Annotated in this window: 15 protein-coding genes; 5 read left to right on the top strand and 10 right to left on the bottom strand. The window is 39.5% G+C overall.

What is annotated here, in order from left to right; genetic code table 11:
- Nucleotides 1-155 precede the first annotated feature (155 nt).
- Entirely contained in the window at nucleotides 156-1,250 is a 1,095-nt protein-coding gene (locus I6E85_RS00700; protein WP_024591886.1) for an NADH:flavin oxidoreductase/NADH oxidase, read from the top strand.
- Between the two features lie 74 nt (nucleotides 1,251-1,324).
- Nucleotides 1,325-2,521: an MFS transporter gene (locus I6E85_RS00695; protein WP_007581814.1), complete on the top strand. Its 1,197-nt coding sequence runs from the start codon at nucleotides 1,325-1,327 to the stop codon at nucleotides 2,519-2,521.
- Between the two features lie 72 nt (nucleotides 2,522-2,593).
- Here I6E85_RS00695 and I6E85_RS00690 read toward each other — a convergent pair whose 3' ends face one another.
- The 4 genes from I6E85_RS00690 to I6E85_RS00675 all read right to left on the bottom strand — a co-directional run bounded on the left by I6E85_RS00690 (nucleotide 2,594) and on the right by I6E85_RS00675 (nucleotide 6,917).
- A complete protein-coding gene (locus I6E85_RS00690) occupies nucleotides 2,594-3,457 on the bottom strand; it encodes a DMT family transporter (RefSeq protein WP_024591885.1) in 864 nt (287 codons plus the stop codon).
- Nucleotides 3,458-3,692: 235 nt separating this feature from the next.
- Nucleotides 3,693-4,436: a FadR/GntR family transcriptional regulator gene (locus I6E85_RS00685; protein WP_024591884.1), complete on the bottom strand. Its 744-nt coding sequence runs from the start codon at nucleotides 4,434-4,436 to the stop codon at nucleotides 3,693-3,695.
- A gap of 446 nt (nucleotides 4,437-4,882) precedes the next feature.
- Entirely contained in the window at nucleotides 4,883-5,869 is a 987-nt protein-coding gene (locus I6E85_RS00680; protein ID WP_024591883.1) for a Gfo/Idh/MocA family protein, read from the bottom strand.
- Nucleotides 5,870-5,906: 37 nt separating this feature from the next.
- A complete protein-coding gene (locus I6E85_RS00675; protein WP_024591882.1) occupies nucleotides 5,907-6,917 on the bottom strand; it encodes an AraC family transcriptional regulator in 1,011 nt (336 codons plus the stop codon).
- Nucleotides 6,918-7,019: 102 nt separating this feature from the next.
- Between I6E85_RS00675 and I6E85_RS00670 the strand changes: the two genes are divergently transcribed.
- Nucleotides 7,020-8,624, top strand: a complete 1,605-nt coding sequence (locus tag I6E85_RS00670; RefSeq protein ID WP_024591881.1) for a GMC family oxidoreductase — start codon at nucleotides 7,020-7,022, stop codon at nucleotides 8,622-8,624.
- A gap of 27 nt (nucleotides 8,625-8,651) precedes the next feature.
- Here I6E85_RS00670 and I6E85_RS00665 read toward each other — a convergent pair whose 3' ends face one another.
- The 3 genes from I6E85_RS00665 to I6E85_RS00655 form a co-directional block, all read right to left on the bottom strand.
- The gene (locus tag I6E85_RS00665; RefSeq protein ID WP_024591880.1) at nucleotides 8,652-9,467 is read right to left on the bottom strand and encodes a class I SAM-dependent methyltransferase; all 816 of its coding nucleotides are present in this window, start codon (nucleotides 9,465-9,467) and stop codon (nucleotides 8,652-8,654) included.
- 3 nt (nucleotides 9,468-9,470) lie between these two features.
- The gene (locus I6E85_RS00660; protein ID WP_024591879.1) at nucleotides 9,471-9,872 is read right to left on the bottom strand and encodes a hypothetical protein; all 402 of its coding nucleotides are present in this window, start codon (nucleotides 9,870-9,872) and stop codon (nucleotides 9,471-9,473) included.
- A gap of 67 nt (nucleotides 9,873-9,939) precedes the next feature.
- Nucleotides 9,940-10,359 carry a DUF3429 domain-containing protein gene (locus I6E85_RS00655; protein WP_024591878.1) on the bottom strand — a complete coding sequence of 140 codons (420 nt, stop codon included), beginning with the start codon at nucleotides 10,357-10,359 and terminating at the stop codon, nucleotides 9,940-9,942.
- A gap of 282 nt (nucleotides 10,360-10,641) precedes the next feature.
- Between I6E85_RS00655 and ahpC the strand changes: the two genes are divergently transcribed.
- Nucleotides 10,642-11,211, top strand: a complete 570-nt coding sequence (gene ahpC / locus I6E85_RS00650) for an alkyl hydroperoxide reductase subunit C (RefSeq protein ID WP_007581822.1) — start codon at nucleotides 10,642-10,644, stop codon at nucleotides 11,209-11,211.
- 154 nt (nucleotides 11,212-11,365) lie between these two features.
- Nucleotides 11,366-12,940 carry an alkyl hydroperoxide reductase subunit F gene (ahpF, locus tag I6E85_RS00645; protein WP_024591877.1) on the top strand — a complete coding sequence of 525 codons (1,575 nt, stop codon included), beginning with the start codon at nucleotides 11,366-11,368 and terminating at the stop codon, nucleotides 12,938-12,940.
- A gap of 344 nt (nucleotides 12,941-13,284) precedes the next feature.
- Here ahpF and I6E85_RS00640 read toward each other — a convergent pair whose 3' ends face one another.
- The 3 genes from I6E85_RS00640 to I6E85_RS00630 form a co-directional block, all read right to left on the bottom strand.
- On the bottom strand, nucleotides 13,285-15,306 hold the full coding sequence (locus I6E85_RS00640) for a GAF domain-containing hybrid sensor histidine kinase/response regulator (protein ID WP_024591876.1): 2,022 nt from the start codon (nucleotides 15,304-15,306) through the stop codon (nucleotides 13,285-13,287).
- A gap of 415 nt (nucleotides 15,307-15,721) precedes the next feature.
- Complete coding sequence (locus I6E85_RS00635; RefSeq protein ID WP_007581825.1) at nucleotides 15,722-15,943, bottom strand: hypothetical protein; 222 nt, start codon at nucleotides 15,941-15,943, stop codon at nucleotides 15,722-15,724.
- Between the two features lie 206 nt (nucleotides 15,944-16,149).
- Complete coding sequence (locus tag I6E85_RS00630; protein ID WP_024591875.1) at nucleotides 16,150-16,923, bottom strand: undecaprenyl-diphosphate phosphatase; 774 nt, start codon at nucleotides 16,921-16,923, stop codon at nucleotides 16,150-16,152.
- Nucleotides 16,924-16,955: the final 32 nt, after the last annotated feature.

Below are 16,955 nucleotides of genomic sequence, written 5' to 3'. Positions count from 1 at the left end.
CAGCACTATTAAAGTATGTTTTTATCCCCATTAAGAGTGGTAGTCGTATTTATAAGTAACTGTGTAAGTTATTGAGTGAGCGTGTTTGATTACCGCTTCGTATACTCTTTTTTGTTTTGTCCGCACTTTTTTGTGCGTGTTTTTAAGGATTAACAATGAGCCAACTATTTTCGCCTGTATCACTTGGGCAAGTAACGTTAGATAACCGTATTATTATTGCACCCATGTGCCAGTACTCAGCAAACAATGGCGCTGCTAGCGATTGGCACACTATTCATTTGGGCCAATTGAGTTTAAGTGGTGCAGGATTGCTAATTTTAGAAGCAACAGCAGTAAACCCAGAAGGGCGTATTAGCTACGGCGATTTAGGGCTTTGGAATAACGAAACCCAGCAAGCCCTGGGCAAAAGCCTAAAAGCAGTAAGACAATATAGCCCTATGCCTATTGGTATTCAGTTGGCGCATGCTGGGCGCAAAGCATCAACTGAAAAACCATGGGACGGTGGCGATGCTATTGCACCTGATGACGTTAATGGCTGGCAAACCGTGGCACCTTCGGCAGTTGCGTACGACGATAGCAGCCCAGTACCAAAAGCAATGAGCCAAGACGACATTGACTCACTAATTAAAGATTTTGTAAGTGCAGCTAAACGCGCTGATGAACTCGGCCTTGATTTAATCGAGCTACATGGTGCGCACGGTTACCTGTTACACCAGTTTTTGTCGCCACTTTCAAACAAGCGCGATGACAACTACGGTGGTAGCCTAGAAAACAGAATGCGTTTATTGCTTGATGTGTTTAAAGCGGTAAGAGCGGTATTTCCTAGTGAAAAAGCGGTAGGTGTACGTATTTCGGCAACTGATTGGGTTGAAGGCGGCTGGGATTTAGATCAATCGATAGTGCTTAGTAAAGCGCTTGATGAACTCGGCTGTGACTTTATTCATGTAAGTACTGCGGGTTTAAGCCCTGAGCAACAAATACCAGTAAAACCTAATTTTCAGGTACCGTTTGCAACAGCCATAAAAGAAGCTGTGAATATGCCTGTTATAGCGGTGGGTTTAATTACACAGGCGCAACAAGCCGAGGATATTATTAGTGAGCAGCAAGCCGATGGTGTAGCGCTGGCGCGTGGCATTTTATATAACCCGCATTGGCCGTGGCATGCAGCTGCAGAGCTTGGCGCTACAGTAACTGCACCTAAACAGTATTTACGCTCAAGCCCACATGGGCAGCCATCACCAATTAAGTAAAACGAAGCTTTTTGTAAAAACCCAACCCGCGTTTGCTGGTTGGGTTTTATTATTTTTATAAAGTAGAGATACACATGACCCAAACAGGCGTTTCAGCGCAACCACTTAGCAATACACTCGTTACTATTATTGCTTTGTGTTGCGGTCTTATTGTTGCCAATATTTACTACGCTCAACCTATTATTGAGTTGCTTGCCCCAGAAGTTGGATTAAGTGCGCACAGTGCTAGCCTTATCGTATCGCTTACACAAATAGGCTACGCTTTGGGGTTGTTTTTTTTAGTGCCATTAGCTGACTTAATTGAAAATAAGCGTTTAATGCTTATTACTTTAGCTGTGTCGTTTTTGAGTTTAGTGGGGACGGCACTTGCTGATTCACCTAATGTAATGCTTATTTTATGTTTAATGATAGGTATGAGCTCGGTTTCTGTTCAGGTGCTTATTCCGCTTGCTGCGCATTTATCGTCTGACGAGAAGCGCGGACAGGTTCTTGGCAATATTATGGCGGGTCTCTTGCTAGGTATTTTGCTGGCAAGACCTATATCGAGCTTAATAGCCGATCACTTTGGTTGGCGCGCTGTATTTTACTTTGCAGCAGGGTGTATGGTGTTTATTGCAGGCGTAATTTATTTTGCTATTCCAAGCAGGCAACCTACCCATAAAACGACGTATTTTAAGTTATTAAAATCGCTTAAACAGTTAATGATTAGCCAACCAGTGCTGCGCCAACGTTCACTTTTTCAAGCATTAATGTTTGCATCGTTCAGTTTATTTTGGACGAGCGTACCGGTTGTGCTTGCCCGTGAGTATGGTTTATCGCAATCAGAAATAGCATTGTTTGCATTAGTGGGTGCGGCAGGTGCTGTAGCTGCCCCTATTGTTGGTCGCTTGGCAGATAAAGGCTATACACATCAGGTATCGTTACTGGCCAAAGTAATTGCAGCAGTGTGCTTTTTACCAAGCTTATTTGAGCTACCTTACGGCATTATAGTATTGGCATTAACCGGTGTGTTTATTGATTTTGCTGTGCAGGCCAATATGGTATTGGGTCAACGTGCTGTGTACGCACTAGAGCCACAAAGCCGTGCGCGTTTAAACGCTATTTACATGACGAGTATATTTGTAGGTGGCGCAGTAGGCTCGCTTATTGCCAGCCCATTATATGAAGCGGGCGGGTGGACAGGTATTGCACTGGTTGCTACGGGCATGCCGCTTATTTCGTTGATTGGCTATTTGGTTACAACTAAAAAGCAAAGTAAGGCTGTGAGTTAAAAAGTTACCGGATACAACACAATAAAGTCACCATGTTACTTGGTGACTTTATTTAGGTTATTTGGTAGTTAATTAAGTAGCCTGTTTTTTTGCGTTTGAAAACGAGCTACCAACAGATGCAATAATTACAAGTAAAATAGCGAGCCACTGCCATAAAGTAAGTAACTCACCCAGTATAATAAACCCTGCGAGCGAAGCTATTGCAGGCTCTAAGCTCATCATTACGCTAAACCCTTGTGAAGGCATGTTACGCAGTGCAACCATTTCAAGTGTGTAAGGCAGTGCGCTTGATAAAATAGCAATACCAATACCCAGTGGGATAATTTCCCACGTAAACGCGGCGCTTTGCATAATGCCGCCGTAAGGTACTAGCACTATAGCGGCAACGGTCATACCCAATGCAACAGTGGCTCCACCAGAGCTTTGTGTGCCCGTTTTTTTACCAAATAATATATAACCTGCCCAACATGCACCGGCACCAAGCGCAAGCGCTACACCCAATGGATCAAGGCTGTCTTGGCCGCTCATATCAGGAAGCAGAAGTAAAATACCGGCAATAGCACACGCAACCCAAAATAAGTCACGTTTACGGCGTGATGAAAATAAGGCAACAGCAAGCGGGCCTGTAAATTCAAGTGCTACACCAATGCCTAGTGGAATGCGTTCAATGGCGTAATAAAACAAAATGTTCATGCCGCCTAAACTTAAACCATACACAATTATAGGAATACGATTACCCGAAGTAGGTAAGTGTTTCCAAGGTTTAAACACTAAGCAAAGTATAAAGGCAGAAAAACCAAGCCTAAGGGCTGTCGTGCCTTCAGGACCAACAATAGGAAAAAGCTGTTTTGCAAATGACGCGCCCGTTTGAATGGTCATCATTGCAAGCAGTACACACACGATAGCCAGTAAATAACTTTTTGAAGATGCTTGCATTTTTATCCTTGAGTTGAGTAACTCTATCAATTAGTTAAATTGTAATGCAGGGAGTATAAAAGCTAAACCCGCCCGATATTAATGGCGGCATAGTATCTTTTTTTAAATTTATAGGTAAGTGTTTGCGACCAAAAATAGCGCAATTAAAAGTATATTAAATAGGGCGGGTAAATAAAGTAAGAGGTAAAGTTAGCAAACAGGCGTTTGCTAACTTTAATCAGTTGGTTAAAAGGCCTTAGTGGGCACTTTTATTAACTAAGCCATCAAGTGAGTAGAGGCCTCGTTTTTCATCATTTTTGCGTTTAATTTCTTCAAGTGCACGCGATTCTACAGCGTCAAATAAAGCATTAATTAAGCGGTTAAAATGTTTGTGCATTGCGGTGCGCGCTGCATTTGCATCATGCGACTTTAGGGCTGTATAAATAGCGGTGTGTTCGTCCATAACGCACTCGTTATTGTTTTTACACACACTGCCATAGTCAGCAACAATTTGTGGGTTTGTTAAACGTAAATCCCACAAGTTAGACACTGCGAATTCAAGTGCTTTATTGCGCGTTGCTCTAGCTATAATTTCATGAAACTCACGGTCGGCTTGCTCAACATAAAGGCCTTTTTCCATGGCAATTAATGTTTTATTTAGTTGCTCTAGTTCTTCTTCTGTAATGCTTTGAGCAGCTAAAGCGGCAATTTCGCCTTCAATTAATGCGCGAGCTTGAGTAAGTTCAAATGCACTGATCTCTTTTGATTTTATAGATGCATTTTTTTGTTCTACTACGTAAACACCAGAGCCGGTTTTAACTTCAACTCGGCCACGTACTTCTAATGCGATAATAGCTTCTCTAATGGTAGGGCGACTTACATCAAACATTTCTGCAAGTTCACGTTCAGGTGGTAAACGACTCCCAGCAGAAAATTCGCCTTGATTTATTAAAGACTCAATTTTATCAACTATGCGCCAAAATAAGCGACGATTACCCATACTTTACCTTCATTACCTTAAGGAATAATGGCCTCTGGGGCCTAAAAGTCAAAACCAACTGTTAATATCAGAGGTTACCTTAAAATTCACTATTATGTCAAAATTCTAACGCGATGTTATGGTTAAAAACTACTATACACTAATGGTTGTATTCTTGTATTACCAATTTAGTTTAAAATAATGTAATTGGCCAGCTTGATTGGTAATGTTTTTATGTGTTAGGTTAGATTTAAGGTTATTGAGTAATAAATATTGGTAATAAACCGAGTTGGGTTGTCAGTGTTAAGTTTTTTATTGTAGAAGTATTTGATTGCCCATGGATGGGGATCGCTATTATTTAAATGTGTTTTTAAAGTGTGTTTTGTAAAATGTGTCGTTGTACGAGAGCTATTTAAGCTTTCTTCTGGGCGTTAACTGTCGTTGGTTAACGCCCATATTTTATTTAATTAGTCGTTAGGGTACACAACCCCAAGCTGTTTGCGCGCTTCATCAAGAACGCTCATTACGTTACTGGCTAAAATGTGCGTATTAACGGGTGACTCAAGGATATTTCGCTTCACTAATGCCATAAAGTGTTCAACTTCGTATTTCATAAAGTGCTCATCAAATGGCTGGGATATAATCTCTACCTCACCATTATTAGCAATAAACTCCACCTTTTTAAGTTGCGATACGGCTTCTATACGTATGCGTCCAAGTTCGCCTTGTATTTCGGTTATGTTGTCGCCTTGCGATATTTTAGAGTAACTAATAACGGCTTGTTTATCAGCGTAGTTTAGTAATACATCACCCGCACCATCTACACCTGTATCAAGTAATACGCCACTGGCACTTACGCTTTGCGGTGCTCCCCAAAGTGCAATTAATAAATACAGTGGGTAAATCCCTAAATCAACTAAAGCACCATTAGCAAACTCGGGCAAAAACGTATTTGGACGTTCGCCATTTTTATATTTATCGTAACGCGATGAATATTGACTGTACTGGCCAATATATTTACGTGGTGTGCCAATTTTTACCATTGCCTGTTGCAGTCGTGCAAAGTTAGGCAAGTGAGTGGTCATCATGGCTTCCATGTAAAGGCGCTGATGTTTTTTTGCTGTAGCTATAATGCTTGCAAGCTCTTTAGAATTGGCTGCTGATGGTTTTTCGCCAAGGATATGTTTACCTGCTTCTAGGCACATAACGGCATATTGCTTATGTAAGCTGTTAGGGGCGGCTACGTAGACAGCATCAACATTTTGATCTTGGCATACTTGCTCGATTGAGGTGAAAATTTTTGCTTGTGCATTTTGTGGGTGTTTGGCTAAAAATGCTTCGCCGCTTGATACTGCGCGCGAGCACACCCCATATAAATTAAAATCGTTTAATGTATTTGCAGCGGCTAACAGTGTGTCGCTAATAAAATTGGTGCCAACAATAACAAAGTTCATGCTCACTCCTTAGCTTAAATAAAAATAATAAGAGTGTTTAGTTTAACATCTTTTTAGTCCTATATGCTCGAGGAGAACATCCAAACCAGCGTTTAACATTAACACTTAGCGTTGCTTGCTCCTGATACCCTAAAAGCTCAGATATGGTTGAGATTGTAAATTGGTTTTGCGCTAAATAGTGTGCAGCTAAAGCGCGACGAGTGGCATCTTTAAGTTTTACAAAACTCGTATTATGTTTGATAAGTTCTCGATGCAGAGTACGCGGGTGCATACCCAGCGCAGCTGAAATAGTTTGGTTACTACATTGATAAATAGGAAGCATAGGCCTAATTAGTGCACTAACTTGGTTGGGCAATGGTTGTGTGTGTTCTTTGTTTTTTGCCAAGAAGCTTAGCGCCGCTTGTACTTTATTTAGTTCAGGGTGATCAAGCTCAAGAGTTAAATCACTTTTTGAGATTACAATACCAGCGCTGTTGCGATGCTCTATAACGTTACAACCAAAGTAAGTGTTATAGGCACGAGTATTAGTACTTATTTTTTTTGGCAAAAATATATTAATTGGTTTGCAGCGGTTATTACTCAGCTTTTTAATAACAGCCAATGCTAAACCAATAGTTAGCTCAATCACTTGGTTGATGTTCGGTAATGGTTTTAAATTAATTTCGAATGATAAAAACAAGCTTTTATCATTCTCTAAAGGGTGCGAGTTTAAGCTAAGTGCAGGGCTGTGCAAGTGAAGGTATTTAATAACCCAATTAAGTGCATCACCTAAATTAGTACTACTTTTAGCTGCTATTGCAATATGCCCTAAAATATCAAAATTTTGTCTACTTGCGAGCCTAAGGCCAAAACTAGAACAATTGAACTTACAAGCACAGTACTCTAATAGCTCAGCGTAATCTCGATAAGGTAAATATTGGTTATCGAGATTTTTAAAGTCAACGTTATTAATATTACAGTTTTGCATTATTTCATGCGGATCGCCGCCAAATTCGCTAATTAGGGTATCTATACCTTGTAATGACGTGGCTCTGATTAGGCTGCTCATGGTTAACCTCAAATAAACGATGTCTAAAAATATCAAGTTTTGTTGAGTTTTTCTATGCACTATTACTGCAAAAGCCGTTTAAAACTTTTATGAAGGTACACCATGAACAATACAACATTTGATTACATTGTGATTGGCGCAGGTAGTGGCGGCTGCGTTATGGCATCGCGCTTGGCTGAGGATAAAAATGTAAGTGTGTGCTTAATTGAAGCTGGCGGCAGTGATAACAGTGTATTTGTGCAAATGCCAGCAGGCATAGCAGCGAGTGTGCCTTATGGCATAAATAGCTGGCATTACAATACGGTGCCACAAAAAGAGCTTAATAACCGATGTGGTTTTGTGCCGCGTGGCAAAGTACTGGGTGGGTCAAGCTCGACTAATGCAATGGTTTACATAAGAGGTAATAAGTACGATTACAACCAATGGGCTGCTAATGGCAATACGGGATGGGATTTTGAGAGTTTACTCCCGTACTTTATTAAAGCTGAGAACAATAAAGCATTTACAAATAATGAGCTGCACGGGACAAAAGGTCCGCTACATATACAAGAGCTAAATAACCCAAGCGATGTAAACCAATACTTTTTAAATGCCTGTGCTGAGCAGGGCGTTAATTTAAGCGACGATATAAATGGCAAAGAGCAAAGCGGCGCACGTCTATCGCAGGTAACTCAGCACAATGGCGAGCGTTGTAGTGCAGCAAAAGCATATTTAACCCCGCATTTAAACCGCCCCAATTTAACGGTATTAACCCATAGCCACGTTAATAAAATAAATGTAACCAATAAGATAGCGCAAGGTGTGCAAATAGAGCGTAATAAAGAGGCTATTAATTTACGTGCTAAAAAAGAGGTAATACTTAGTGCAGGCGCTATTAATTCGCCGCAAATATTAATGCTTTCAGGTATTGGCCCTAAAGAGCAGTTAAGCGCACATAACATTAAGGTTCAGCACGTACTTGAAGGTGTTGGCGCTAATTTACAAGATCACTTAACGGTGGTGCCACTTTATAAATCAAAAACAAATAAAGGCACATTTGGTATAAGCCCGCTAGGCATTGCCAGTATTTTTAAAGGGTGCGTTAATTGGTTTAGTAAACGAGAAGGGCGATTAACCAGTAACTTTGCAGAGTCGCACGCGTTTATTAAATTATTTGAAGGCTCGCCAGCGCCCGATGTGCAACTAGAGTTTGTAATTGGGCTGGTGGACGATCATAGTCGTAAATTACACACTGGGCATGGTTACAGTATACACAGCAGTATTATGCGCCCCAAAAGCCGAGGCTCTATTACATTAGCTGATAACAACCCGCGTAGTGCACCGCTTATAGACCCTAATTATTTAAGCCATCCAGATGATTTAACTGTAATGCTTGCTGGTCTTAAAAAAACACTCGCTATTATGCAAAGCAAAGCTTTTGATAACATACGCGGTAAAATGCTCTATCCGCTTGATATAAATAATGATGATCAGCTAATTGAGTTTATACGCCAAACTGCAGATACCGAATATCACCCAGTAGGGACATGTAAAATGGGGCAAGACTCAATGGCAGTGGTGGATACTAATTTACGAGTACACGGGGTAAGTAACTTACGCGTAGTCGATGCGTCGATTATGCCTACCATTATTACCGGCAACACAAATGCACCGGTAATTGCGATTGCTGAAAAAGCGGCTGATTTAATTAAACACGAAAAGGTGTAATTAAATAAACTGTAGTATGGCTATTAATTAGCTATAAAACTCATTTAGCCATTGTTGCCAATCACTTTCCAGGTGCAGCATTTGCTGATGCTTTTTAGCGTTTAGATGCTTGGTTTCGTCCTCGCTTGCCATATAGGGTCCAACGCGGCAAAGGGGGCAATGGTTAGATGTAAAGTATGCAGGCTTGGTAAGACGTGAGCTTAATTCGCTAGTATGTGTATCAATACTTTTTGGGCTGAAAACGTAAGTTATGCCGCTGGTGTCTTTTACGTGTTTATCGCGGTCAACATTACGAATTTTATAACCTTCAAAATGGCTAATATCAAATGGGATTTGGCCTAAATAATCAGCGTTTAAACCGTTATTTAAACTCCCTTCTATATTCCATTCTCGATAAGGTTTTACATCCTTTGAAGTGATATAACACAGCATTGGACCATTTTTATCAAGCGCGTATTCGTTAGCGTATTTAATAAATTGATGCAGTAAAGCGCGGTTTAATACGTTCATACTGGTTTGGCGCGTGTTGTTTTCAAATGCTTCACGGCCAACAAACGCAGGTATAAGCGGAAACTGAAAAATAACCACGTCAAAGCTGTGCTGGTTTTCACTTAGAGTTTGCCAACACGCGGGATTTGTTACATCAAAACTATTAAGTATCTCAACGTTATGCGCTTTTAGGTTACTAAGTGCATTGTGCTGATACTTTTGCTCAATAGTTGCCTGTTCATCGTAAGTGGATGCAACCAAAGCTTTTGGCGATAGATGAGTGTAAATAGCGTTCGAAAAAGATAAATCGCCATCGCCTACGGTGAGTATTCGCCATTGAGGATTTAAATACATATTTTATTTAGCGTTTATGTTTGTAGAAGTATTATTTATATCGCTATTTGTTTGTGAGTCTTTTGCTAGTAAACGATGAAACGCAAGTCTGGTTTTTAACCCTTCAATTGCGATTTGTTTAATAATAAGATTAAAGGTAATTAAAATGGCAAAGGCAATATGAATAGGGCCGTGAGTAAATCCTGCATCTGTATCGTACAGTGTTAAACCAAATAGCAAAAATAAGACGACTAAAAATATTTCGAGTAATTGACTTGAATAAAAGCTTAAACGACCTTCGCTTTTATGATCTTTTTTAATGCGTATAGCACAAAAAAATGGGATCACTTTGATTTTAAATGCAGCGTTTTTTTCTACGTAGTTTTCGCCAAGTTCGTCGAGTTGTTGGCGTAGTTGGTCAATCATGGTGTGTCCTCAAATAGCAGTGCGCGGATATTACCTTATTACCACGCAATATTTAAGTTTGCAGCCACTATTTAGGGTAAATACTCATACCAATAGTAAGGATATGACACACAAACACAACAGAGGTAAGTACTACACGCATTTTTTGATAATCTTTATGATAGGTTTTCCATTGAGGCGTGGCTTTTTCAAATATAAGTACTAACCAAAAACTAGCACCTAGCCAAGCCAGTGCCCACTCTACAGGTAAAAATGATAAAAATGGAACTGGGATAACAGGTAATACCGCTTTAATTGCATTGCTATAGCTTTGCTCTCCGGCACGCCACAAGCTACCTGCCATAAATGCTAAAATGGCGATACTGTAAAAAGTAAAAAACTCTAAGTTAAGGCTATTACTGCCAAACATAAGCGGCCAACCCACACACCCTAAAAACGGGATTAAGCCTAAGTAACCTAGTTGTATGTGGTTAAAAAATTTTTCCATTACGGCGTGCCTTATATTTAATGACTTATTTGAAGCGCGGCTATTGTAGCAGTATTGCGATTAGCGATCTTAATAATTCGCCAGCGTTTACAATCCAAGTAATGCTTACGATAACAGGGATTATATAGTTCAATCCAAAAAACCGATTGCTTTAATCTAAACAATCAATTTTATTTAATTATCCATTAGCCTTATTGTATTAACCAAGCCAACGCAGAAGGTCGTTTTAAACGAGAGCGTTGATTACTTTTTAAATACATTAAATATAGATGAGGAAATACCATGAGCACTTCATTAATCAATACTAAATTACAACCATTCAATGCAACCGCTTACCACAACGGTGACTTTGTAGAATTGTCTGAAAAAGATGTTCTAGGTAAATGGTCAATCTTCTTCTTTTACCCAGCAGACTTTACATTTGTATGTCCTACTGAACTTGGTGATGTTGCAGATTATTACGCACAACTTCAAGAAATGGGCGTAGAAGTTTACTCAGTATCTACTGACACTCACTTCACTCATAAAGCATGGCACGATACGTCAGACACAATTGGTAAAATTACTTACCCAATGATTGGCGACCCAACAGGACGTATTACTCGTAGCTTTGGCGTAATGATTGAAGAAGAAGGCTTAGCACTTCGCGGAACATTTGTAATGAACCCAGAAGGCGAAATTAAAATTATCGAAACTCACGATTTAGGTATTGGTCGAAGCGCTAAAGAACTTGTTCGTAAAGTACAAGCTGCACAATACATTGCAACTCACGACGGTGAAGTTTGTCCTGCATCTTGGCAGCCAGGTGAAGACACACTTGCACCTTCACTAGACCTAGTTGGTAAAATCTAAGTATAGATTTATTCCTACTATAAGGGCAGGTAACTGCCCTTAAATCAACGAACATCCGTTTGTTGGTGCCTCCTATATCAATATACTTGTTTAAGCACATGCATTATTTGGCATGGGAGGCTTGCTGTTTAAATTTTCCTAAAAGGGTTAAGCCATGTTAGATAACAACATAAAAAATCAATTAAAAAGCCATTTTGAATCGCTTACTCAACCTGTTGAGCTGCTTATTGCCTTGGATGACAGCAAAAAATCAGCAGAAGTAGAAAGCTTAGCGAACGATTTAGCCTCACTGAGCGATAAATTTACGGTAATGAACAACCCAGATACAAGCGCGCGTCGCCCGTCAATGGTTGTACATTCACCTATTAAAAACACTCATATTACGTTTGCAGGCGTACCTATGGGCCACGAATTCACAAGTTTAGTGTTAGCTCTTTTACATACTGGCGGACACGCAAGTAAAGCTAAAAGCGAAGACATTGAACAAATACAATCGTTTACTCAAGAACTTAACTTTGAAGTATATATAAGTTTAAGTTGCCAAACGTGCCCGCAAGTAGTCCAAGCACTTAATACTATGGCAGCGACAAACAGCAATATTAAAGCGACCATGATTGATGGCGCATTATTTCAAGATGAAGTAGAAGAGCGAAATATTTTAGCTGTACCGGCTGTATATTTAAATGGCGAACCATTTAGCCAAGGTGCACTAAGCCTTACCGACATACTCAATAAAGTAGATAGCAAAGGGGCACAGCGCCAAGCTGAATCGCTAAGTAAAAAAGATAAATTTGATGTACTTGTAATTGGTGGCGGGCCTGCGGGCGCATCGGCTGCGATTTACTCAGCACGAAAAGGGTTAAATACAGGTATTGTTGCCGACAGATTTGGTGGACAAGTTGCAGATACATTAGCAATAGAAAACTTTATTTCGATTAAGGCGACTGAAGGGCCAAAATTGGTTGCCCAGCTTGAAGAGCACGTTAAAGAATACGATGTAGATGTAATGCATAATCAGCGTGCAGCGGCACTTGGTTATAACAATGGCTACGAAATTACACTTGAAAATGGCGCAGTACTCAAAGCTAAGTCGCTCGTACTTGCCACTGGTGCACGCTGGCGCGAAATGAACGTACCAGGGGAGCAAGAATATCGCGGCCATGGTGTGGCATATTGCCCACATTGTGATGGCCCTTTATTTAAAGGTAAACCTGTTGCCGTAATTGGCGGTGGTAATTCAGGTATAGAAGCGGCAATCGATTTAGCTAATATTGTGCAAAGCGTTACGGTACTTGAATTTGCAGACACACTACGTGCTGATGAAGTGCTTATTCGTAAAGCTAAAAGCATGGCTAATATTACTATTATCAAAAGTGCACAAACAACCGAAGTACTTGGTGATGGTAAAAAAGTAACTGGCTTAATGTACACAGATAGAGTGTCGGGAGAGAGCAAAGAGCTTGAACTTGCCGGTATATTTGTACAAATAGGCTTAATACCAAATACCGAGTGGTTAAAAGACAGCGACCTTGAATTAAGTAAATTTGGTGAAATACTGATTGATGCTAAAGGCGCAACGTCACTACCAGGAATTTACGGCGCGGGGGATGCAACCAATACTCCGTTTAAACAAATTATTATTGCAATGGGCAGCGGTGCAACAGCAAGTTTAGGTGCATTTGATTATTTAATTCGTCACTCTGAAGAAGCTGATCAAAGCGCTGCTTAATGTAATTAGTAAAAACTCTCTTGATATAACAGCAAGGCTACACCCATAGCTGTTTGTTAACCCAAGCCGCCCTTCTCCAAAGGCGGCTTTTTTAATGCTTAAGAATTAGCACACGATTTAATCGCACCCACCGCCAGTATAAGCGGATGATCCACGTGATGACTTAGCACTGATAAATGTAACTAACAGCAATACGCCAGATACGATAACTATTGTTATTGATGAGCTCCATTGCCCAGTGGAAACGGCTTTAAATACCGCAACAATAAGCACTGTTAGTAATATAGTTCTAATTATGTTTTTAATTTTATATCCTTATTTAACCAATCAGTTGACTACAAACGTTAGCTAACTTTAGCGGTATGCTCAAGCGCGTTAATAACTGCTTTTTCAAGTATGGGTAGTTTAAAAGGTTTTGATATAAACATATCCATACCGGCTTGTTTGCAGGCAAGTTTATCTTGTGATGAAGTATTAGCAGTTATAGCCACTATGTAGGTTTCTTCATGCGAGCAGATTTTTTCTGATCTAAGCTGCTTTGTTGCCTCAAATCCATCGAGTATGGGCATTATGCAGTCCATAAAAATAAGGTCATAATGCTTTTGGCGACATTTTAATACAGCATCTTGGCCATCAACTGCAGAGTCGGCTTTAATATTAAGTTTGCCTAAAGAAGCGTGAAGCACCAACCTATTAATATCGTTATCATCGACTACAAGCACTGATAGTTCACTGCCATTGATATCTAACGTTGATTTAAGGCTTTCTTGTTTTTGTTCTGTCCCTTTCTCAATAGGAATATTTACTAAAAACGTAGTGCCTTTATTAGGTGTACTTTTTACCTTTATTTTTCCGCCCATATATTCAACAAGCTCTTTTACTATTGCAAGGCCAAGGCCTGTTCCACCTTTTGAATTTTTAGCATCTACTTCTTGAGAAAAAGGAGAAAACAGTGATTCTAAAAAGCCTTTACTCATTCCTCGACCTGTATCAGACACTTCAATATTTAAACTTAGCTTATTTTTTATTTTAGAAAGGCTGGTGTTTAGTGTAACTGAACCATTTTCAGTAAATTTAAGTGCATTACTCAGTAAGTTAGAAGCAATCTGGCTAAGGCGTGTGTTGTCGCTAAACGCCCAGCAGTTGTCATCAATTGTATTACTTACTTGTAGCGTTACATGCGTGTTTTTAAATAGAGGTGTATATAAAGAAGTTAAATCGGTAAAAATTGTTTTTAGTAAAAAGTCAGTAGGTTCAAGCTTTAGCTCACCATGATTAATTTTAGAAAAATCGAGCACTTCGTTAATAATACTAAGTAAAATATCGGCGCTTCTAAGTCCTATTTTAATTTTTTCAGCGCGAACTTCTTCACTGTGTTCATCAACTAATGTGGTTAGCATACCTGTAATGCCATTCAGTGGGGTTCTTAATTCGTGGCTGATTTTAGCAAAGAGCATGCTTCTGTCTTCAAGTAGGCGCTCTGCTTGAGCTTGCTTTTGTTTAAGCTCTTCTCGTAGCATTACTGATTCGGTTACATCTTGGCAGGTGCCAAATAATCGGACACATCGGCCTTCATCAAATTCGGCCTCACCAAAGGTAGCCACCCATAAGTGTTTATTTTTAGCGGTTACTATTTCTAGTTCTAGATTCCATTTTTTGCCTTTTTCTATGGCTAATTCTACCGCGCGAGTAATGCCTTCACGACTTGGGCCTTCTTTATAAAACTCGATTGCAGAATTCATTTGCGGTTGAAATTGTTCATCCACTTCATGTATGAGATATGTTTGCTCGCTCCAGGTAATTTTATCGGAGACTAGATCAACCTCCCACGTACCTATATTTGCAACGTGCTCTAACTTTAATAAAGTATTACTATTTTTTATTAGTTGTTCTTTAGCTTGGGTGCGAGCAAATTCCGATCCAAGCCATTGTGCAAATAATTCGATGTAGTCGTAAGCATCATCGTTAAAAGCGAGGGAGTCTTTTGCGGATGAAAAGTTAACGGTGCCAAATATTTTATCACCAATTTTTATTGGCGCGCCAATATAAGACTCTAACTGAAAGTTTATATAACATGGGTGGTTTGCAATTGCACTTTGAGATGCTTTATGAAAGGCAAGTGCAGAGCCTGCAGCGAGCGTATGTACGCAATAGGTGCCTTGTAATTCAAACACGGTACCGGGTAAAAGTGAATTGTCAGGGGTTTTGGCATATAAAACGGTGTAGCTGTTTTCATCTACTTTACTAATAATACCTAGCTCAAGGTCAAATACTTCTAACCCAAACACTAAGAGCTTATTAATTTTATTTTCAAAATCAAGAGATTGATTAGAAACTATATCGTGAAAACATCGTAAAAAATTCAAAAGAAAACACCCCGTAAGCTTTTGTTCAATTTATATAATACATAGGCCAATTAGGGCACTGGTATTAGTTTAAAATCCAGTTTAGCAGTTTTAATTACTAATAACTAAAATTGATACGTATTAAATTTTATAACCTTATGTTTTTATGAACTAAGTTAGTGGTTTATTAATAGTAGTTGGGCTAAGTAAAAACCGAGCAACAAAGAGTAAATTGTCCCTAGGCAGAACCCAAAGGGCAGCGCATGTTTGGCATTTATGCTACGTTATCGCCTATTTATGGGGAATAACCACACTACATAGGCTCTGCCTTGCCTAAATACCAAACAGTCTGCTGCAAATTTAACCTCGAAAGATAAACAGGCCCTTGTATATAGCGCAACATGCCGCCGAGCATATAATACTCAGCGGTATACTTTTAATACGTTGAATTTGGGGTATATTGCGGGTTGATATCGCCGCCTACTTCCTCTGGGTCAACATCGTTAATAAGCAGTGTTTCACGTACAGCTTCAATGTGATCAAGCACGCTTTGGTAGCGCTCGCCATATTCATACTTTGTCACCTCAATCGCTTTAGGCATGTAAGTAAAAGCTATTTTTAGGGCGTGGAGTGCTTCTTCGTTTATTTTTTCGCTCATAATATTCTCTTATGTGTAGGCTATAGCTAACCTGAGTTCTGGATAATAAATCTATCTCAAGCAGCTATTTTTAGCGCTAACTGCGTTGAATTTCCTTGCAATAGACCAGCTATTGACGCGTAAATTCGCCTTGTTTTCACCAAAAATTTCTAGCTAGAGAGAAACAGACTTAAATATCGTTATTATTTATAGTGTTTTTAAATCTCTTAACCAGAATTCAGGTTAGTTAATAAAATAACACCAAATACGATTCGGTAAAGACCAAAACTAACAAAAGTGAAATTTTCTAGAAAGCGTATGAATAGTTTAATAGTAAAGTAAGCGACTATAAAAGACGTTAAAAAACCCACAGCAAGGGCAGTTAGGTCATCTAAGCTAAACAGTTGGTAATGTTTAAGTAAGTCGTACCCTGAGGCTGCTGCAAGTACAGGTAAACCAAGTAAAAATGAAAATTCAGCGCTGGCTTTTCGGTTTAAACCACACAACATGGCACCAACAATAGAGCTTCCAGCACGACTAGTCCCTGGAATTAACGCAAATACTTGTGCTACGCCAATCCAAAGAGCTTGTTTATAAGTAACTTTGGTTACATCGGTAGTTGTGCAGTGAGTCTCTTTATAACTGCGCTCTAATAGTAAAAAAATCACACCGCCTACAATAAACATAACACCTACTACCGGTACGCTAAACAGTGTTTTTATTACATCACTAAATATAAAACCAATAATACCCAAAGGAATAAATGCAATGGCAACTTTCACCCATAAATTGAAATGTTTAGGGCTGAACTTGTCTTTATAGTTGGCTAGTACCGCTAAAATGGCGGCAAGCTGGATAATTACTTCGAAGGCGAGGTTAGCGTCTGTTGATTCAATGCCTAACCACTTTGACGCTACAATTAAGTGCCCAGTTGATGATATGGGTAAAAATTCTGTTATACCTTCAATAATACCTAAAATAATTGCGTTAATTATATCCACGGTTTACTGCTTCCTGAAAAATTAAAAAGCCC

Origin of the sequence: Pseudoalteromonas sp. NZS71, from assembly GCF_015864715.1 — a bacterium.
GTDB lineage: Bacteria > Pseudomonadota > Gammaproteobacteria > Enterobacterales > Alteromonadaceae > Pseudoalteromonas > Pseudoalteromonas arctica.
The sequence above is the reverse complement of the archived record's forward strand: the minus strand, read 5'-3'. Positions and strand labels throughout refer to the sequence as shown.